At 66.2% G+C, this 18,803-nt stretch carries 19 protein-coding genes; 11 read left to right on the plus strand and 8 right to left on the minus strand.

Features of this window, described 5'->3' with window-relative positions; all coding sequences use genetic code 11:
* Positions 1 to 127 precede the first annotated feature (127 nt).
* Together mgtE and BR78_RS0114935 are read left to right on the plus strand one after the other, a co-directional pair.
* The gene (gene mgtE, locus BR78_RS0114930) at positions 128 to 1,531 is read left to right on the plus strand and encodes a magnesium transporter (protein WP_029936889.1); all 1,404 of its coding nucleotides are present in this window, start codon (positions 128 to 130) and stop codon (positions 1,529 to 1,531) included.
* A gap of 214 nt (positions 1,532 to 1,745) precedes the next feature.
* Entirely contained in the window at positions 1,746 to 2,147 is a 402-nt protein-coding gene (locus BR78_RS0114935) for a DUF1489 family protein (RefSeq protein ID WP_029936890.1), read from the plus strand.
* Between the two features lie 43 nt (positions 2,148 to 2,190).
* Here BR78_RS0114935 and msrA read toward each other — a convergent pair whose 3' ends face one another.
* The 3 genes from msrA to pabB are packed head-to-tail and all read right to left on the minus strand — an operon-like array spanning position 2,191 to position 5,887.
* Entirely contained in the window at positions 2,191 to 2,847 is a 657-nt protein-coding gene (msrA, locus tag BR78_RS0114940) for a peptide-methionine (S)-S-oxide reductase MsrA (RefSeq protein ID WP_029936891.1), read from the minus strand.
* A 26-nt stretch (positions 2,848 to 2,873) separates the two neighbouring features.
* Positions 2,874 to 4,073 (minus strand): pyridoxal phosphate-dependent aminotransferase, encoded by a 1,200-nt coding sequence (locus tag BR78_RS0114945; protein ID WP_029936892.1) that lies wholly within the window; start codon positions 4,071 to 4,073, stop codon positions 2,874 to 2,876.
* Between the two features lie 35 nt (positions 4,074 to 4,108).
* Positions 4,109 to 5,887 (minus strand): aminodeoxychorismate synthase component I, encoded by a 1,779-nt coding sequence (gene pabB / locus BR78_RS0114950; protein WP_231478271.1) that lies wholly within the window; start codon positions 5,885 to 5,887, stop codon positions 4,109 to 4,111.
* A gap of 66 nt (positions 5,888 to 5,953) precedes the next feature.
* On the opposite strand from pabB, the gene BR78_RS0114955 reads away from it, so the two are divergent.
* Positions 5,954 to 6,619: an MBL fold metallo-hydrolase gene (locus BR78_RS0114955; protein WP_029936894.1), complete on the plus strand. Its 666-nt coding sequence runs from the start codon at positions 5,954 to 5,956 to the stop codon at positions 6,617 to 6,619.
* On the opposite strand, the gene BR78_RS0114960 is transcribed toward BR78_RS0114955, so the two are convergent.
* On the minus strand, positions 6,603 to 7,004 hold the full coding sequence (locus tag BR78_RS0114960) for an MAPEG family protein (protein WP_029936895.1): 402 nt from the start codon (positions 7,002 to 7,004) through the stop codon (positions 6,603 to 6,605). The genes BR78_RS0114955 and BR78_RS0114960 overlap by 17 nt on opposite strands.
* 193 nt (positions 7,005 to 7,197) lie before the next feature.
* Between BR78_RS0114960 and rpmF the strand changes: the two genes are divergently transcribed.
* The 5 genes from rpmF (at position 7,198) to BR78_RS0114985 (ending at position 10,168) form a co-directional block, all read left to right on the plus strand.
* Positions 7,198 to 7,377: a 50S ribosomal protein L32 gene (rpmF, locus tag BR78_RS0114965; protein ID WP_029936896.1), complete on the plus strand. Its 180-nt coding sequence runs from the start codon at positions 7,198 to 7,200 to the stop codon at positions 7,375 to 7,377.
* A gap of 29 nt (positions 7,378 to 7,406) precedes the next feature.
* On the plus strand, positions 7,407 to 8,435 hold the full coding sequence (gene plsX / locus BR78_RS0114970) for a phosphate acyltransferase PlsX (protein ID WP_029936897.1): 1,029 nt from the start codon (positions 7,407 to 7,409) through the stop codon (positions 8,433 to 8,435).
* Positions 8,432 to 9,403, plus strand: coding sequence for a beta-ketoacyl-ACP synthase III (locus tag BR78_RS0114975; RefSeq protein WP_029936898.1), 972 nt, complete (start codon positions 8,432 to 8,434; stop codon positions 9,401 to 9,403). The genes plsX and BR78_RS0114975 overlap by 4 nt, the downstream gene beginning before the upstream one ends.
* A 115-nt stretch (positions 9,404 to 9,518) precedes the next feature.
* Complete coding sequence (locus BR78_RS0114980) at positions 9,519 to 9,818, plus strand: integration host factor subunit alpha (RefSeq protein ID WP_029936899.1); 300 nt, start codon at positions 9,519 to 9,521, stop codon at positions 9,816 to 9,818.
* A gap of 8 nt (positions 9,819 to 9,826) precedes the next feature.
* The gene (locus BR78_RS0114985; protein WP_029936900.1) at positions 9,827 to 10,168 is read left to right on the plus strand and encodes a MerR family transcriptional regulator; all 342 of its coding nucleotides are present in this window, start codon (positions 9,827 to 9,829) and stop codon (positions 10,166 to 10,168) included.
* On the opposite strand, the gene BR78_RS0114990 is transcribed toward BR78_RS0114985, so the two are convergent.
* Together BR78_RS0114990 and BR78_RS0114995 are read right to left on the minus strand one after the other, a co-directional pair.
* Complete coding sequence (locus BR78_RS0114990; RefSeq protein ID WP_029936901.1) at positions 10,165 to 10,701, minus strand: SixA phosphatase family protein; 537 nt, start codon at positions 10,699 to 10,701, stop codon at positions 10,165 to 10,167. The two genes, BR78_RS0114985 and BR78_RS0114990, sit on opposite strands and share 4 nt — an antisense overlap.
* Positions 10,702 to 10,711: 10 nt before the next feature.
* Complete coding sequence (locus tag BR78_RS0114995; RefSeq protein ID WP_029936902.1) at positions 10,712 to 13,417, minus strand: ATP-dependent DNA helicase; 2,706 nt, start codon at positions 13,415 to 13,417, stop codon at positions 10,712 to 10,714.
* Positions 13,418 to 14,181: 764 nt separating this feature from the next.
* On the opposite strand from BR78_RS0114995, the gene BR78_RS0115000 reads away from it, so the two are divergent.
* Both BR78_RS0115000 and nhaA read left to right on the plus strand, forming a co-directional pair.
* Positions 14,182 to 15,762 (plus strand): lysine--tRNA ligase, encoded by a 1,581-nt coding sequence (locus tag BR78_RS0115000; RefSeq protein WP_029936903.1) that lies wholly within the window; start codon positions 14,182 to 14,184, stop codon positions 15,760 to 15,762.
* Positions 15,759 to 17,000, plus strand: coding sequence for a Na+/H+ antiporter NhaA (gene nhaA, locus BR78_RS0115005; RefSeq protein WP_029936904.1), 1,242 nt, complete (start codon positions 15,759 to 15,761; stop codon positions 16,998 to 17,000). The genes BR78_RS0115000 and nhaA overlap by 4 nt, the downstream gene beginning before the upstream one ends.
* Here the strand turns inward: nhaA and BR78_RS21805 are convergent.
* Entirely contained in the window at positions 16,972 to 17,121 is a 150-nt protein-coding gene (locus BR78_RS21805) for a hypothetical protein (RefSeq protein WP_197021384.1), read from the minus strand. The two genes, nhaA and BR78_RS21805, sit on opposite strands and share 29 nt — an antisense overlap.
* A 71-nt stretch (positions 17,122 to 17,192) precedes the next feature.
* Between BR78_RS21805 and BR78_RS0115015 the strand changes: the two genes are divergently transcribed.
* Positions 17,193 to 17,726, plus strand: coding sequence for a hypothetical protein (locus BR78_RS0115015; protein ID WP_029936905.1), 534 nt, complete (start codon positions 17,193 to 17,195; stop codon positions 17,724 to 17,726).
* A gap of 72 nt (positions 17,727 to 17,798) precedes the next feature.
* On the opposite strand, the gene BR78_RS0115020 is transcribed toward BR78_RS0115015, so the two are convergent.
* Positions 17,799 to 18,692, minus strand: a complete 894-nt coding sequence (locus tag BR78_RS0115020) for an HNH endonuclease (RefSeq protein ID WP_029936906.1) — start codon at positions 18,690 to 18,692, stop codon at positions 17,799 to 17,801.
* Positions 18,693 to 18,803: the final 111 nt, after the last annotated feature.

The raw sequence follows: 18,803 nt of genomic DNA on the forward strand, positions 1-18,803 counted from the left end.
ACTCCGATGGAACTTTGCCTGCGGCCCTAAGCACCTTGCCAGTGGCTTGCAACACGCGCGCTGCATTGGCAGTTGGAACCGCGCGCGCTAGGAGCGGCGCGACCGGGCGCAACAGGGAGGTCGGACGATGAGCGAGACCGAACTTCATCCAGAGTCGCGGGCACCCGAGAGCGAGCTCGACGAGGACGACCGGCTCAAGCCCGAATTCGTCAGCGCCGTGCTGGAAGCAGTCGCCGCAGGCGATGCCGAGACCGCGCGCGCGCGCGTCGCCCCCCTACATCCCGCGGACATCGCCGATCTCGTCGAGCTGACTCCCGCCGAGTTGCGTCCGGCGCTGGCGGCGGCGATCAGCGACCTGATCGATGGCGACGTGCTCGCCGAAATGAACGACTGGGTGCGCGAGGCGCTGGTCGACGCGCTCGAGCCCCACCAGGTGGCGGATATCGCCGCCGAACTCGATACCGACGACGCCGTAGCGATCATCGAGGATATGGATGTCGAGGACCAGCGCGAAGTGCTTCGCGCGCTCGACCCCGACGATCGCGCCGCGATCGAGGAAGCGCTCTCTTATCCCGAAGAGACCGCCGGCCGCCTGATGCAGCGCGAGCTGATCGCGGTGCCCGAGCATTGGACCGTCGGCGACGTGCTCGACTATCTGCGGCGCGAAGAGGAACTGACCACCGATTTCTGGGAAATCTTCGTCGTCGATCCCGCACACCATCCGGTGGGCACTTGCCATCTGAGCTGGATATTGCGGACGCCGCGCGCGGTTTCGATCGCCGACGTGATGAAGCGCGAGCAGACGCTGATCCCAGCCGATATGGACCAGGAGGAAGTGGCGCTCCGCTTCCAGAAATACGCGCTGATCTCGGCCGCGGTGATCGATTCGAATGGGCGGCTGGTCGGCATGATCACCGTCGACGACGTGGTCCACATCATCTCCGAAGAGGCGGGCGAAGACATCCTCCATCTGTCGGGCGCGGGCGAAGGCGACATCAACGAACCCGTGGTCGACAGCTATCGGGGACGCGTCCGCTGGCTGCTCACCAATCTGGTCACCGCTTTGGTGCCAGCGACGATCGTGTTCTTCTTCGACGCGACGATCGCGCAGAAAGCCGTACTCGCCGCGTTGATGCCGATCGTCGCCGGAGTCGGCGGCAACGCGGGGACGCAGACGCTGGCAGTGACGGTGCGCGCGCTCGCCACCAACCAGCTCACCCAATCGAACACACTGCGCGCGATCCGGCGCGAGATCTCGATCGCCGTGCTCAACGGACTGACCGTCGCGACGGTGATCGGGTTGGGCATCGGTGCGGCTTTTCACGACGCCGGGCTGGGAATGGTGATCGCGGCGGCGATGCTCGCCAACATATTGATCGCCGGGCTGGCGGGGGTGCTGGTGCCGCTGACGCTCGAGCGTTTCGAGCAGGATCCGGCGGTGGCGTCCTCGGTGTTCGTCACCATGGTGACCGATTCGATGGGATTCCTCGCGTTCCTTGGACTGGCGACCGCGAGCGGGCTGGTCGGTTAGTTTGTAGGATTTGCCGCGCTTAACTTCGCACTTTTCCCGCGGATTCGCTAATTTCGTTGCGCCGTCCAGCAAGAATATTGCGCAAACGACGCCGCGCGATTCACGGGTTTCAAAGAGCGGCAGGATCGTCTCACGCCAAATCCTATTTTGGAAGCCAGAACGAATCCCGGCTCCGGCGCTTGCCCTGCCTTGGCCGCCGCCCCAGATTGGTCGCGTGCCGCTACACCTGACCAAAGTCGCCTATGGCTGCGACAGCATCGAATATCTCCAGGAACGCCTCGCGCTCAAGGCGGCGCACCAGCCCGCTTTCCTGACCACACGTTATATGCCCAAGCGGCATGCGGAAATCGCGGGCGGATCGCTGTTCTGGATCATCAAGCACCAGTTGATCGGGCGCTCGCCGATCCTGGGCTTCGGCGAGGCCGAGGGCGGGCGCATCGCGATCTATCTCGAGCCGAAACTGGTGCTCGTCCAGGCGCGGCCCAAGCGCGCGCACCAGGGCTGGCGTTATCTGGAGGGCAAGGACGCGCCGGTGGACCTGGGCGAGGCGGGTGCGGGCGTTGCCGAGATGCCTGCGGGGCTGGTGGGCGAGCTGGCCGCGATGGGGCTGATTTGAATCCCATCCTCTCCCGCGAAAGCGGGAGAGGGCTAAGAGGGAACTAGTTCGCGAGTTGTGGAAACGCGTTGCGGAAGGCGGCGACCTTGGGCTTGTCCCAGCGCACGATGTAGGGGTGCGTCGGGTTCCGCCAGAAGAAGTCCTGGTGATACGCTTCGGCTGGATAGAAGGCGCCGCTCTCGATCTTCGTCACGATCGGCTTCGCCCATGCCTTGGTGCGACTCAGTTGCGCGATGTACGCGGCGGCGACACGGCGCTGGGCGGCGTCCTGCGGAAAGATTGCCGAACGATAGCTGGGGCCGGTGTCAGGGCCCTGGCGGTTGAGCTGGGTCGGATCGTGCGCGACCGAGAAATAGACGCGCAGCAGCGTGCCGTAGCTGACCTTCGTCGGATCATAGACGATGCGCACCGCCTCGGCATGCGCAGTGCGCTCGGTCGATACCTGGCCGTAGCTGGCGGTGCCCTTGGTCCCCCCGGCAAAGCCGCTGGTCACCGAATGCACGCCCTTCACCGACTGGAAGACCGCCTCCATCCCCCAGAAGCAGCCGCCGGCAAGGACGGCGACCTGCTCGTTCTTACCGCCGGTGACGTCCTGCGCCGGCGGCGGGATCGGCACCGCGCGTTCGGCGGCGGGGGCGGCGATCGCCGGCAGCAGCAAAACCGCTCCGGCGAGACCGAGGGGGAGGGCCCATTTCAGCATGGGCGCAAGATCGTGCGTCCCGCGCCTCAGCGCAAGGCCGCGCAGGCGGTCTGGATGCGCGTGCACGCCTCGGTCAGCAAAGCCTCCGACGTCGCATAGCTGATCCGCATCGCCGGCGAGAGGCCGAAGGCGGCGCCGTGCACCGCGGCGACCTTGGCCTCGTCGAGCAGATAGGAGATCATCTCCTCGTCGGTGGTGATCGTCAGCCCCTTGGGCGTGGTCTTGCCGATCAGCCCGGCGAATTCGGGATAGACGTAGAAGGCGCCCTCGGGCCGCGGGCAGGTCATGCCGTTGATCTGGTTGAGCATCGACACGACGAGATCGCGCCGCCCCTGGAACGCCGCGACGCGCTCCTTGAGGAAGCTCTGGTCGCCGTTGAGCGCAGCGACCGACGCCGCCTGCGAGATGCTGCACGGGTTCGAGGTCGATTGCGACTGGAGCTTGCCCATCGCCTTGATCAGCCAAACCGGGCCGCCGGCATAGCCGATCCGCCAGCCGGTCATGGCGTACGCCTTGGAGACGCCGTTGGCGGTGAGCGTGCGATCGTAGAGCGACGGGCAGACCTGCGCGATCGTCGCGAATTCGAAACCGTCATAGAGGATGTGCTCGTACATGTCGTCGGCATAGATCAGTACGTGCGGGTGCCGCTCGAGCACTTCGCCCAGCGCCTTCAGTTCGGCCGCGCTGTACGCCGCACCCGTCGGGTTCGAGGGCGAGTTGAGCACCACCCATTTGGTCTTCGCAGTGATCGCGGCCTCGAGCTGTTCGGGACGGATCTTGTAGTTCTGGTCGGCGCCCGCCGCGATGAACACCGGCTTGCCGCCGGCGAATTCGACCACGTCGGGATAGCTCACCCAATAAGGCGCGGGGACGATGACTTCGTCGCCGGCGTCGATCGTCGCGCAGAAGGCGTTGAACAAAGTGTGCTTGCCGCCCGAGTTCACGCTGATCTGGTTCTCGGCATAGGTCAGGCCGTTGTCGCGCGCGAACTTGGCGACGACCGCCTGCTTCAATTCGGGGGTGCCGTCGACGTTGGTGTACTTCGTCTTGCCCGCGCGGATCGCCTCGATCGCCGCTTCCTTGACGAAATCGGGCGTGTCGAAATCGGGCTCGCCGGCGCCGAGGCCGATCACGTCGATGCCCTGCCGCTTCAGCTCGAACACGCGGCTCGTCATCGCGAGCGTGGCGGAGGGCTGGATGCGCTGGAGCGCGGCGGAGGTCTGCATGGTCCTGGGCCTTTTCCGGTAGGGAATGGCCGCGCCTATACGTCTGCCTTCGCGGGCTCCGCAACTGTAACGGCAGATACGAGTCCACGCAGCGCATTGCCGAGCTGGAAACCGCCCGCGAGATCCTCGGGACGCAGATCGTGCTCGACCGCGCGGCCACTCTCGATCAACTGGGCGCGGAGCACGCCGGGCAGCAGTCCGCGTGCGAGTGGTGGCGTGCGCAGCATGCCATCACGCTCGACGAAAATGCTGGTGAAGCTGCCTTCGGTCAGGAAGCCTTGCGCGTCGGTGAACACGACTTCCGGCGCCGCCGCCGCTGCGCGCGCGCGATCATAGAAACCGCGGCGGCTGGTCTTGTGGCGCAGGCGAAAGTCGTCCGGCGCGACTTCCAGCGGGCGAATCGCGACGCGCAGGGGCTGATCGGGGGCTTCGGGCAAGGGGCCGATACCGATCGAGATCGCGCCGGAGGGCCCGAGCAGCAGCCGCACCTTCGAGGCGGCGCGCAACCGGAAAGTCGCGGCCTGAAGCTCGTTGCGTACCGAATGGCGGTCGAAGACGAAGCCCAGCGCCTCCGCGCTGCTTTTCATCCGCGAAAGGTGACGCTCGAGCAGCGGGATGCCCTCCATCGGATCGAAGCGCATCGTCTCGATCAGGTCGAACGGACGCTCACCCGCCGTCACGAATGCGCCCTTGGCGAGGCATTCCTGCCATTCCTGCTCCGGGTCCGAATCGGCAACCACGCCCGACCCTAGACCCAAAACCGCGCGCGAGTCGCCCCCGGCAAGGGTCAGCGTGCGGATCGCGACGTTGAACATCGCATCGCCATTGGCGTCGAGCCGGCCGATCGCCCCGGTGTAGATGCCGCGTGGCGCATTCTCGGTTTCGGCGATGACTTCCATCGCGCGCAATTTGGGCGCGCCGGTGATCGAGCCGCAGGGAAATAGAGCCGCCAATGCGTCGATCGCATCGCGGCCTTGGTCGAGATCGGCAGTGATCGTCGACACCATCTGATGGACCGTCGGATAATGCTCGACATGAAAGAGCTGCGGCACTGCGACGCTGCCGGCGCGCGACACGCGGCTGAGATCGTTGCGCATCAGATCGACGATCATCAGATTCTCGGCGCGCTGCTTGGGATCGGCCCGCAGTTCCGCGGCATTGGCCGCATCGCGCACCGGGTCCATGTCGCGCACCGCAGTGCCCTTCATCGGCTTCGCAGTGAGCGTGCCGCCCTCGAGCGCGAAGAAGAGCTCGGGCGAGAAGGACAGCAGCCATTCCTCGCCGGTGGCGACGAGCGCGCCATAGCCCGCCGCCGCGCGTCCGCGCACCAAAGCATAGAGTGAGGCCGGAGAGCCCGCCGTCGGCACTTCGGCGCGGAAAGTGAGGTTGGCCTGATAGATGTCGCCCGCCGCGATCAGCTCGGCGACGCGCGCGAAGCTGTCGGCATAGTCACGGCGCGTGATCCGCGGTTGCGGCGCTCCTGCCCACGCCCCTGCGGGATCGGGCAGGATCGTCGCGAGGTCGACCTCCCTATAGCCGTTGAACAGGCCGAACCAGAGCAAGGGACCCTGCCCGGCGAGATGCGCCAGCTTCGGCTCGAGCCCCGCCGCCGCCTCGTACCGGATATAGCCTGCCGCCTCGAGCCCGCGTGCGCGGGCGGCCCGCAGCGCGTCGAGCGCGGGCCGGACCTGTTCGGGCCGGTCGGCGCGAACGATCTCGACCGGATCGGCATAGAGCCGCGCAGCCGCGCCGCTCGGGCGGGCGTCGTCGAGCAGCACGAAGGGAGGAGCGGGCAACGCCATCGCGCTGCGCATGCCGCCGCCGTCGCCGCACGGCAAGCCCGTGTTGCCGCTGGACCCGCCGCCACCTATCAGCGGCGCATGTCGAACCCTCCGATGCGCGTGGCGATCGTCCCGGTCACCCCGCTCCAGCAGAATTGCAGCCTGCTCTGGTGTACGCGCACCATGCGCGGCGCCTTTGTCGATCCGGGCGGCGACCTCGATCGCCTCCGCGCGGCGGCTGCGCAGCATCAGGTCGGAATCGAGAAGATTCTGATCACTCACGGCCATATCGATCATTGTGGGATGGCGGGCGAATTCGCCGCCGAGCTGGGCGTGCCGATCGAAGGCCCGCACGAGGCCGATCGCTTCTGGATCGACCGGCTCGAAGAGGACGGCCGCAAATATGGTGTGCGGGGAGTGCCGTTCGAGCCCGGCCGCTGGCTGGTCGACGGCGACCAAGTGACTGTCGGCGAACTGATGCTCGACGTCTACCATTGCCCCGGCCACACGCCGGGCCATGTCGTCTTCCACCATGCGCCGTCGAAGCTGGCGATCGTCGGCGACGTATTGTTCCTGGGATCGATCGGCCGGACCGACTTTCCGAAGGGCAACCATCAGGACCTGATCGACGCGATCACCGGCAGGCTATGGCCGCTGGGCGGCGAGACGGTGTTCGTCCCCGGTCACGGCCAACCGAGCAATTTCGCACACGAACGCCGCACCAATCCGTTCGTGAGCGACGCGGCGCTCAGCGCAGCGGATTGAGTCCGGTATAGCCGAGATAGACCGCGTAAGCGGCAAGCCCGAGCATCGTCAGCATCGTGGTCGCGATGCCGATCATGCGTCCGGGCCGCCAGCCGTCCATCCCGAAGGCATGGAGGATTCGGCCGACGATGAAGACCAATGCGACGCCCCACAGCCAGGCCTGCGTGCCGCGGGCGAGTTCGACCAATGCGATCAGGATCAGCACCAGGGGCGCATATTCGGCGAAATTGAGTTGCGCGCGCATCCGCGCGAGCAGGCGCGGATTGCCGCCGTCACCGACCAGGATCTTCTCGGATATGCGCAGCCGGCTGACGCGCAGCCCGAGCCAGAAATTGAGCAATGCGGCGGCGCCCGCAGTGACGAGAGCGATGGGCAGGAAAAACATGAGCGACCCCCTTTGGATCGCCCGTACGTGGCACGCCCTTGCAACTCGGGCAAGAATCGGTATACGCGCGGCCTCGCTTCGTGACCTGCCCCGTTGGTCCGGCGGGCAGCCGGCCTAACCGTCGCTTGCCCGGACACCTATGCGGGCGTATCGCGACCTGATTCACGTGTTCTTCGAAGTAAAAGGTGCCTGAATGGCCGTTCCCAAGAGAAAGACCTCGCCCTCGCGGCGTGGCATGCGCCGGGCGCACGACGCGCTCACGGTCGATGCGTTCCAGGAATGCTCGAACTGCGGCGAACTGAAGCGCCCGCACAATCTGTGCACGGCGTGCGGCCATTATAACGGCCGCGAAGTCGTCTCCGTCGAGGGCTGAGCCACGCGCGCGACCCAGGGCCAGCAGGCATGACCACGACGCGAATCGCCGTCGACGCGATGGGCGGCGACGAGGGGATCGCGGTCATGCTCGCGGGCGTTGCGCGTGCACGTCGTCGTTTCGAGGGGATGGAATTCATCCTCGTCGGTGACGAAGCACAGATTCGCGCGGGTCTCGAGAATCATCCCAATTTGACGGCTGCGTCGGAGATCGTCCACGCGGCCGGCGTCGTCGCGTCCGATGAAAAGCCCAGTGCCGCGATTCGCCGCGCCAAGACCACTTCGATGGGAATCGCCATCGATCTGGTGAAGCAGGGCAAGGCCGGCGCGGCCGTTTCCTCGGGCAATACCGGCGCGCTGATGGCGATGGCCAAATTGTCGCTGCGAACGATGCCCGGCATCGATCGCCCCGCGCTCGCCGCGCTGATGCCGACTTTGGGCGAGAACGACACCGTCATGCTCGATCTCGGCGCCAATACCGAAGTCGATGCGCGCAATCTCGTCCAGTTCGCGGTGATGGGCGCCGCTTATGCGCGAATTGCGCTCGACCTCGAAAATCCCCGCGTCGCACTGCTCAACATCGGCACCGAAGAGATGAAGGGCACCGACAAGATCCGGGAGGCGGCCGCCGAACTTCGTGCCGCGAAGCATCTCCGGCTCGACTTCAAGGGCTTCATCGAAGGCAACAAGCTCTCGCGCGGCGAAGTCGACGTAATCGTCTGCGACGGTTTCTCGGGCAATATCGCATTGAAGACGATCGAAGGCACCGCACGCTTCGTCGCGGACCTGCTCAAGCGCGCTTTCTCCAGCTCGACGCGCTCGAAGATCGGCTTCCTGATCTCGCGCCCCGCCACCGAACTGCTGCGCACCCATCTCGATCCCAACAACCACAATGGCGCCATCTTCCTCGGGCTCAACGGCATCGTCGTGAAGAGCCATGGCAGCGCGAACGAACTGGGCGTAGACACGGCAATCGGCTTCGCGGCGAAGATGCTGCGCGACGACCTCAATCGGCGAATCGCCGAGGATCTCGGGAATTTCGAGGCAAAGGCTGCGTGACAATCCGTTCGGTGATTTTGGGTACCGGCTCCTTCCTGCCGGAACGACGCGTTTCCAATGCCGAGCTGGCGGAGCGCGTCGACACGACCGATGAATGGATCGTCGAGCGCACCGGAATCCGCTTCCGCCACATCGCCGGAGATGACGAGACCACCAGCACGCTGGCGACCGGCGCCGCGCGCGCCGCGCTCGAGTCGGCAGGAATTGCCGCGACCGGAATCGACCTGATCGTGCTGGCGACAGCCACGCCCGATCAGACCTTCCCGGCGAGCGCGACTCGCGTGCAGACTGCACTCGGCATCGATGACTGCGTCGCGTTCGACGTCGCCGCGGTGTGCTCGGGCTTCCTCTACGCCCTGCAGGTGGCCGATTCGATGCTTCGCGCCGGAGCGCACAAGCGCGCGCTGGTGATCGGCGCGGAGACTTTCAGCCGCATCCTCGATTGGGAGGACCGCACCACTTGCGTGCTGTTCGGCGACGGCGCCGGCGCAATCGTTCTCGAGGCGCAGGAGAGCGACGAGACGACCGGCCGCGGCATTCTCACGACCCGGCTCCACGCCGATGGGCGCCACAACGATCTTCTTTACGTCGATGGCGGCCCCTCGACCACGGGTACCGTGGGCAAGCTGCGGATGAAGGGCCGCGAGGTCTTTCGTCACGCGGTGGTGAATCTCGCCGCGGTCATGGAGGAGTCGCTCGGTGCCGCGGGATTGTCCTCGCAGGACGTCGACTGGGTGGTCCCGCACCAGGCCAATGCCCGCATTCTAGATGCCACCGCTCGCAAATTGGGACTGGCCCCGGAGAAGGTCGTGGTGACGGTCGATCAGCATGCCAACACCTCGGCGGCATCGGTGCCGCTGGCGCTCGACACGGCCGCTCGCGATGGACGAATCAAGCCCGGAGATCTCCTGGTCCTCGAGGCCATGGGTGGGGGTTTTACCTGGGGTGCAGCGGTCGTACGTTTCTGATATGTGTCAGCTTGCGCACGAGTCGTTACCTCAGCGAAATGTTGAGGTTTGCGGGGCGATCGCAATCTGATAGAGTCAAGACTGAACATAGATTTATTTTGGGGGACATGCCGACATGCCGGCCGCGGGCACGCTGACCAGGGCAGATTTGGCCGAATCGCTACATCGCGAAGTCGGGCTTTCGCGTGCCGATGCTTCGCGTCTCGTCGAGCAGATTCTCGCGCATATGTGCGAAGCCCTTTCGAAGGGCGAGAACGTCAAGATTTCCGGTTTCGGCAGCTTCATCCTGCGCGACAAGGGCGAACGGGTGGGCCGCAATCCCAAGACCGGTGTCGAAGTGCCGATCGCACCCCGCAGGGTGCTCACTTTCAGGGCCAGCCAGATGATGCGCGACCGCATCGTGGCAGGCAACTGAGAGGGGCCATGCCCCCCTCGGAGAAGGCGGCAGGCGCCCTCCGCACCATCGGGGAACTCGCGCAGGAAATCGGCCGACCCCAACATATATTAAGGTACTGGGAGACCCGTTTCCCCCAGCTCCGTCCGCTGACCCGCGCGGGCAACCGCCGCTATTACCGCCCCGACGATGTCGCTTTGGTGCGGCGCATCCACCATCTCCTCGCCGATGAGGGCTATACGATCCGCGGCGTGCAGAAGCTGCTGGCCGACGAAAAGGCCGCCAGCCGAAGAGCGCCGCGAAACAGTGCCCAGGCCTTCACTGCGATCCGCGACGCGCTGATCAAGGCGCTCGACGAGGATGGCGGCTAGGGGGCATCCGGCCCCAGTCCCGGATCGAGATCGCGCGGGCGGACGAAGCGCGCCAGCGTGGCGCTGCCGGCCTGCACTTCATCCCAGCTGGCGATGTCGAAGGCCATTTCCGCCAAGGTCGCGGTGGGAAATTTGATCTCGACTTCGTCGCGCAGCGTGCCGCCATCGGGCACCAGCAGCAGCACCAGTTCCTCGAGTCCCGGATTATGCCCGACGAGCAGGACGCGGTCGGCACCGTTGGGCAGGCCATGGACCACATCGAGCAGGGTCGCGGCCGAGGCGAGATAGATGCGCTGATCCCAGGCGGGGGCGAGATCGCTGCCATAGCCCTGGCCGACATGATCGAGCGTCTCGACTACGCGCGCCGCGGGCGAGGCAATGACGCACTCGAAGGCGAGGCCCAGCGACTTCATGTGCCGGCCGACCATCGCGGCGGCGCGCTGGCCCTTGGGATTGAGCGGCCGATCGAAATCGCGTGCGACCGGATCGTCCCAGCCCGACTTGGCGTGGCGGAGCAGCGTCAGCGTCTTCATCGGGTCCCCGTCAGGCGTTGGCGCGGGCCTCATGCCGCAAGCGCGCCTCCAAGGAAAGCCGCACGCGTTCGACCGCCTCGTCGAGGCTGACGCGCGCCACCGGTGTCCCCGGCGGAAAGGCATCGAGCAGCCGCGAAGGGCTCGCCGCCGACAGCAACACGAAGCTGCCGCGATCGTCGGCGCGGCGAATCAACCGGCCGAACGCCTGCGCCAGCCGCGCGCGGACGATGCGATCGTCATAAGCGGTGCCGCCGCCCGCCAGCCGCCGCGCCGCGTGGAGCACGCTCGGCTTGGGCCAGGGCACGCCTTCCATCACCACCAGCCGCAGCGAATGGCCGGGGACATCGACACCGTCCCTGAGCGCATCGGTGCCGATCAGCGAGGTCCGCGGATCGTCGCGGAAGATGTCGACCAGGGTACCCGTGTCGATCGGATCGACATGCTGGGCGAGCAGCGGCAGGCCTTCGCGCGCGAGCCGATCGGCGATGCGGGCATGGACCGCGCGCAGCCGGCGGATCGCCGTGAACAGCCCGAGCGTGCCGCCGTCCGCGGCGACCACCAACCGGGCATAGGCATTGGCGAGCGCGGGCAGGTCGCCGCGCTTGATGTCGGTGACGATCAGCACTTCGGCCTGGCCGGGATAGTCGAACGGGCTGACCGCTTCGAAGCGCTGCGCCGGGCGCAGCAGATGCGACGCGCCCGACCGCGCCTCGGCAACGTTCCAGTCGCCGCCGGCGCGCAGCGTCGCCGACGTGATCACCGCACCGTGCGCCGGTTCGAGCACGGTCTTCGCGAAAGGCTTCGAGGGATCGAGCCAATGGCGGTGGAGCCCGACATCATATTCGCGCCCCTCGACCCGATCGACTGCGAGCCAGTCGACATATTCGGGATCCGCCGGCCCGCCGATCCGCGCGATCAAGGCGAGCCAGGCGCCCACGGTTTCGGTACGCCAGCCGAGCGAGGCGATCGCGCCTTCGATTCGCGCACGCGCCGGGCCGTCCATCCAGTCGGGCGCATCGGCGAGCACCGCTTCGAGCCGCCGGCCGAGCTTGACCAATGGGCGGACAAGCGCGTCGAGCGCCGCCCCCGCAGGCCCCGCCGCTTCGACCAAAGCGCCGTCGGGCTCGGCGAGCTCGGTCTCGAGGCCATAGCCCGCATCGCCCGAGCCGTTGACGTCCCGCGCGTAGACCAGCCCGCGTACTGCCGCGAGCAGCGCCTCTACCGGTCCGAACGGCTCGCCTTCGTTCAGCCGCTGGAGCCAGCCGTCGCTGGGCAGCGCGCGGGCGGCATCGACTGCCTCGGCGATCGCAAGGCCGCCTTCCTCGTCATAGCTGGCGACGTCGGAAAGCCGCGCCGCCAGCCCGCGCCGGCGGCCGCGCGAGCCCGATTCGGGGCCCGTGATCCAGCGGCGGATCTCGATCGCCTCCTGGCCCGTGAGCGCCGCCGAGAACATCGCGTCGGCGGCGTCGAACAGATGATGCCCTTCGTCGAAGACATAGCGCGTCGGCCGAGTCGCCGACTCCCTTCCGCGCGCCGCATTGACCATCACCAGCGCATGGTTGGCGATGACGATATCGGCCTCGGCGCTCGCCCGCGCGGCACGCTCGATGAAGCATTTCCGGTAATGCGGGCAGCCGGCATAGATGCATTCGCCGCGACGATCGGTCAGCGCCGTCGAACCGTTGCGGCGGAACAAGGTGGGCAGCCAGCCGGGCAGGTCGCCGCCGACCATGTCGCCGTCGGCGCTGTACGCCGCCCAGCGCGCCACCAGCTGCGCGAGGATCGCCGCACGGCCGGCGAACCCGCCCTGCAGCGCGTCTTCGAGATTGAGCAGGCAGAGATAATTCTCGCGGCCCTTGCGCGTGACGATCCGCCGCCTGCGCGTCTCGGGATCGGGAAACAGCCGCTCGCTCTCGTGCGCGAGCTGGCGCTGCAGTGCCTTGGTGAAGGTCGACACCCAGACCGGTCCCTCGGCGCGCTCGGCCCAGAGCGACGCGGGGGCGAGATAGCCGAGCGTCTTGCCGATCCCCGTTCCCGCCTCGGCGAGGATGAGATTGGGCGAATCGCGCATCTCGCGCGGCGCGAAGGCGCCGGCCGCGGCGGTGGCATAGTCGCGCTGCCCCTGGCGCCGCTCGGCACCGTTGCCGGTGAGCCGGGCAAGCCGCTCCGCGACGTCGCCTTCGGAGAGCGTAACGGTGCGGGGCGCGGCGCGCGGCGGGCGCTCCTCCCATTCGGGCAGCTTCGAGAACAGCCAGCGTTCGGCCTGGCCAGGCTTGCCGATCCTGGGGCTCAACGCGGGCGCCCAGGGCCAGCGCAAACGGAACAGCGACTGGAGGGAATTCCACGCGCCCTCCCGCTCGGGCCAATCGCCGTCGGGGACCGCCAGCAGAGCCTCCGCCGCGCGGCGCAGCAACGGGGCGACCTCCGCATCGCTTTCGGGAATTGCGAGACCGGCGGCGCGGGCAAGGCCCTTGGGCGTGGGCACCATGAAGCGTGCGGGGTGGAGAAACGCGAACAATTCGAGCAGATCGAGCCCGTTGATCTCCGGATGGCCGAGCCTTTGCCCGATCAGCGGCGCGTTGAGCAGGATCGTCGGCGTGTCCGCAGCGATCCGTATCGCCTCGCCTCGGCTGACGGCGCGCGTCTCCTCCGCAGTGGCGATCCAGATGCCGCCATGGCTGGCGTGGAGCGCGGGATAAGGCAAAGGCGGCGTCATCGGCGCGTCAATCTGTACGCTTTTCGTTCCGCACCGCCAGTCGAATTCGCGAGTCGCGCGCGGCAAATCCTACATCGAAAGGGGACGGCATGTCTGCTCCCGCCCCATCCCAGACGTTAGCTCGCCGGACGCGCGGCGTTAGAAACCGACCGGCAGTGAAGACTCGTTGCGGGCATCTTGAATACCTGACACCATGATTCGATGCGTACATGGCTGTTCGCTCTCATCATCATCGACCTCGGGGGATGTGGCTATGCGCCAATCGAGGACCGGGAGGAAATCGCAGGCAAATCTGCAGCTTTCCCCGCAGATGATCTGACTACCTATTTGAACGGGTACAAGCTCGAGGTTCCAAAGGCCGGGCGCTTCCTGTGGAATAGTCAGGAAATAACCGCTGAGACCTTACAGCGCTATCTAAAGGAAGTCGGAGGAAGGGAACGCATAGTGGTACAATTTGAGCCGGCCACACCGGACACGCGGGTGCATTGGGTCCGCCGACAGGTGATTACGGCGAGTCACTGTAAGCCATCACGATGTGCCGAAGCGCCTTGGAAGGCAGTGCGACCGGTCGTTAACTAGCACGCACCTGGCGTGATCGCGCACATGCCGCCATTAGCAGCTTGAAGGGGTTGCCAGTCTAAAAGCTACCATTCCGCTTTCCACTCCTAGCGGACATTCCCCGCGTCCCCTTGCTCCGTTCATAATGCAGTCCGCGGTGCGCGGCGCTGGCTCCCTGCGCCGGTCTTCGCTAGACGCGCCGGATCATGACCGACATCGCACCTGAACTCCGCGCCGCCGCGCTCGACTCCAAGGCCTGGCCCTATGAAGAGGCGCGAAAGCTTCTCAAGCGCTACCCCGACGGCGTACCCGCGAAGGGCCATGTGCTGTTCGAGACCGGCTATGGCCCATCGGGGCTGCCCCATATCGGCACGTTCAACGAAGTGCTGCGCACGACGATGGTGCGTCGCGCGTTCGAGACCCTGTCCGACATTCCGACGCGGCTGATCGCGTTCAGCGACGATATGGACGGGTTGCGCAAGGTGCCGGACAACGTGCCCAACAAGGAGATGCTGGCCGAGCATCTGGGCAGGCCGCTGACCCGCATCCCCGATCCGTTCGGCACGCATGACAGCTTCGCCGCGCACAACAACGCGCTGCTCCGCGAATTCCTCGACCGCTTCGGGTTCGATTACGAGTTCGTCTCGTCGACCGACTATTACGAAGGCGGCACGTTCGACGACGCGCTGAAGGGCGTGCTGCGACACTATCAGGGCATCATGGAGGTGATGCTGCCGACGCTGCGCAAGGAGCGCCAGGCGACCTATTCGCCGGTGCTGCCCGTCAGCCCGAAATCGGGCATCGTCCTCCAGGTTCCGATCGAAGTGCTCGACGCCGAGAGCGGGATGATCGCATTCGAGGATGAAGGCGAGCGGATCGAGCAGTCGATCCTCGGCGGACGGGCCAAGCTTCAGTGGAAGGTCGACTGGGCGATGCGCTGGGTGGCGCTCGGCGTCGATTACGAGATGGCGGGCAAGGACCTGATCGATTCGGTGATCCAGTCGTCGAAGATCGCGCGGGTGCTGGGCGGCAAGCCGCCCGAGGGCTTCAACTACGAGATGTTCCTCGACGAGAAGGGCGAAAAGATCTCCAAGTCCAAGGGCAACGGGCTCAGCCTCGAGCAATGGCTGACCTATGGCCCCGACGAGAGCCTCGCTTTCTACATCTATCGCGAGCCGAAAAAGGCCAAGGCGCTGCATCTCGGGCTGATCCCGCGCGCCGTGGACGATTACTGGCAGTTCCGCGGCAATTATGCCGCCCAACCGGTCGAGCAGAAGCTCGGCAACCCGGTGCACCACATCCATAACGGCCCGCCGCCCACCGAGACGCTGCCGGTCACCTTCGGCTTGCTGCTCAACCTCGTCGGGGTGATGGGCGAGGCGAGCAAGGAGCAGGTCTGGGCCTATCTCGCCAATTACGTCCCCGATGCGACGCCCGAAAGCTATCCCGCGCTCGACGATCTGATCGGCTATGCGCTCGCTTACGCACGCGATTTCGTCACCCCGACGCTGAAGAAGCGGGCGCCCGAGGGCGTCGAGGTCGAGGCGCTGCGGCGGCTCGACACCGAACTGGGGGGCCTTCCCGCCGACGCCTCGGCCGAGGACATCCAGAACATCGTCTACGAGATCGGCAAGACCGGCGGGTTCGAGAATCTCCGCGACTGGTTCAAGGCGCTCTACGAAACCCTGCTCGGCTCCGAGCAGGGTCCGCGCATGGGCAGCTTTATCGCGCTCTACGGGATCGAGAACAGCCGCAAGCTCATCGCCGAAGCGCTCGCCCGGGGGTGAGCCGGGCACCGCTCCTCCATCGCGCACGTTCGGCGACGCGCGATTTCCTGCACAGCGAGGCAGCGGGCGGGATTGTGCTGATCGGCGCGGCGGCGCTGGCGATGATCGCGGCGAACGTGCCCGGCTGGCGCGAGGCCTATTTCCACGCGCTGCATCTCGAGACCGGGCCGGTGATCAGCCCGCGCTACGGGCCGATGAACGTGCATCTGTGGATCAACGATGCGGCGATGGCATTGTTCTTCCTGCTCGTCGGCCTCGAGATCAAGCGCGAGTTCGTCGACGGGCGGCTGGCGAGTTGGGAGCGGCGGCGGCTGCCGGTACTGGCCGCCGCCGCGGGGATGGCAGTGCCCGCGGCGATCTACCTGTTCGTGACGCGCGGGCAGAGCGAACTGGCCAGCGGCTGGGCGGTTCCCGCCGCCACCGACATCGCCTTCGCGATCGGCGTGCTCGCGATCCTCGGCAAGCGGGCGCCGACCGCGCTCAAGCTGTTCCTCACCACGGTGGCGATCGTCGACGATCTCGGCGCGGTGGCGATCATCGCCTTGTTCTACACTGCCGGGCTCGATCTGGCGGCGCTTGCCGCAGCAGGGGGGGTGATGCTCGCGATGTTCGCGCTCAATCGCTTCGGCGTCAGGCGGCTCGCGGTGTATCTGCCGCTCGCGGCCGTGCTGTGGTATTTCGTGTTCCTGTCGGGCGTCCACGCAACGGTCGCCGGAGTCGCCGCCGCGATGATGATCCCGATCACGCGCTCTCCCGGCGCGCCTGACGATGCGCAGTCGCCGCTCCACCGGCTCGAGCACGCGCTGCACCCCTGGTCGGCCTTCCTGATCGTGCCCTTGTTCGGCTTCGCCAATGCCGGCGTGTCGCTGCACGGCATATCGCCGGCGATCCTGCTGGCTCCGTTGCCGCTGGGAATCGCAGCGGGACTGTTCCTCGGCAAGCAGCTCGGCATCCTCGGCAGCGTCTGGATCGCGCACAAGACCGGCTTCGCGGCCAAGCCGGGCTGGTCGAGCTGGCCGCAAATCTATGGCGTGTCGCTGCTCGCGGGGATCGGCTTCACGATGAGCCTGTTCATCGGCGGGCTGGCGTTCCCGGGCAACGAGGCACTCGCCGACGAAGTGAAGATCGGCGTGCTTGCCGGATCCGTCCTGTCGGCGGTGGCCGGCTATCTGGTGCTACGGTTCGCGCCGCCGCGCCGGATGCTCGCGCTCAAACTGATCGCAGAACGACAGGATTGAGCGCACGGCGCTCGGCCAGCATCGCGACGCACCAGACCAGGAAGCCGCCCGGCGCCATGATATTGCCCGCCGTCATCCCCGCGCCGAACTCCGCGAGCGCCGCCGGGATCATGGCGCGCACATACGAATGCAGCGCACGCAACTTGGGGCAATCATCGACGGAACCCCATTGGTCGATTAGGATCCGCGCTGATGCTGCTCGCCACCCTCCTTGCGTTCGCACTGTCGGAGCCCTGCGCCCCGGACTGGCGTTTCCTCTTCGCCAACGGTCCTCAGGGAGAGGATGTCGCCGGAAACCGGGACGCACTGATCGCCGCAGTGCGCCGCGGCAGCCCGTTGCGAGTCGGCTGGGGCGAGGCGGCGGCCGACGGGAGCTGGTCGGTCGAGGAATTCTCAAATGTCGGCTTCACCAACATCATGCGCGGGCGCGATCTGGTGGTGCAGCTCGAGCCGGCGATGATCCAGAACGATTATCTCGACGCGGGGAAGGCGACATTGCGGGCAGAGCCGCTCGAGTGGCGCGCGGTCATGTCCACCGATGGACGATTCGACGCGCAGATGACCGATCCGGCGACCGGCAAGCTCTACCGGACGCTACGCCAACGCACCCGGATCCACTGGTACGCCTTCGCGCCCGATCCGAAGTGCGACGCGCGCGAGGCAGTCAATTCGGCGCCGCCCGGCCGCAAGAACATCCTGGTCGAGAGCATCAAGCCGGAGGATTGAGAGGGAGTGGGCGCGACGGCGACTGTTAAGCCTGAGCGAGTTGGCCGCAAGTCCAACGCTCGCGCGGCGCTTTCACGCTTTAAAGCAATGTTCCCGATGCCATGCCAGAAACAATGGATGCGGGCGGTCGGCCGGTCGCCCTGGCAGGCGGGCATAGCCCGACTGATTGAGAAGTCCCTCCACGCTGTCGCGGTCGTTAACATAGCGCGAAATCAGGACCGAAAGATCATCGTTCAACGAGATGAGACCGCGATCGAACATCCAATGCACCGTCCCGGACAGGGCTAACCCATTAGACACGATGTCCGGTCCGTTCTTCTCGACGGATTGGATATGCGCAGCCTCAACTTCCGCCCGGCCGCCGCCATTTATCAGCTTGAGCCCCGTCAATGCGCAGCGTGAGTCATATGCTTCAAGCACCGTCTTGCGGAACGCGCGGTCCCTAATTGGGCGCGATACCAACTGAGGAACGCGCGCCCTCTCGCCGAAGTCAAAGGGCATGGCAGGCTCGCGCAGGAATTCGGTAGAATGCAAGCGGTCTTGGCGCGGCAGGATCTCCCCATCGCGCAGCCCCAAATTGACGATTCGGACGAAATCCTGGGCTGAGATTGCGCGAACCGCAGCTTGCGCTCGACCCGATATCCCTTCTCGCGCATTCAGCAAGCCGCGCTCGACTAAGGTATCGTCCAATTTGAACGGGACGGGCGTGCTGAATTGCACGAAATCGCCTTCGGCGATCATCGCATAGTACATGCCGTCGGCATCCGGATCAGGAACGATCGTATCTACCCGGGCCGCGGCCCAGTAGCCGCGTGTGTTCCTAACCTTGACCGGCTCATAGTAGAGGATCCAGTCGCCAACGCAGGCACGAGCTCGCTCCAGATATTGTTTGGGGAAGTGATATCGAATCGCCGGGGTATCACGATAAATCGAGTCCTCGCGATGAATGAAAACCCCGTTCGCCATTTCGCAGGCGTACCGAGCCCGCGCTGAATTTGGCAAGCCCGCGTGACTCGGCATATCCGCAAGAAAAAGGGGCAGCCGCCGCCAGCCGCCCCTTTTTCTACACAGAAGCGC

The organism is Sphingomonas sp. UNC305MFCol5.2, assembly GCF_000712135.1.
Taxonomy (GTDB): Bacteria; Pseudomonadota; Alphaproteobacteria; order Sphingomonadales; family Sphingomonadaceae; genus Sphingomonas.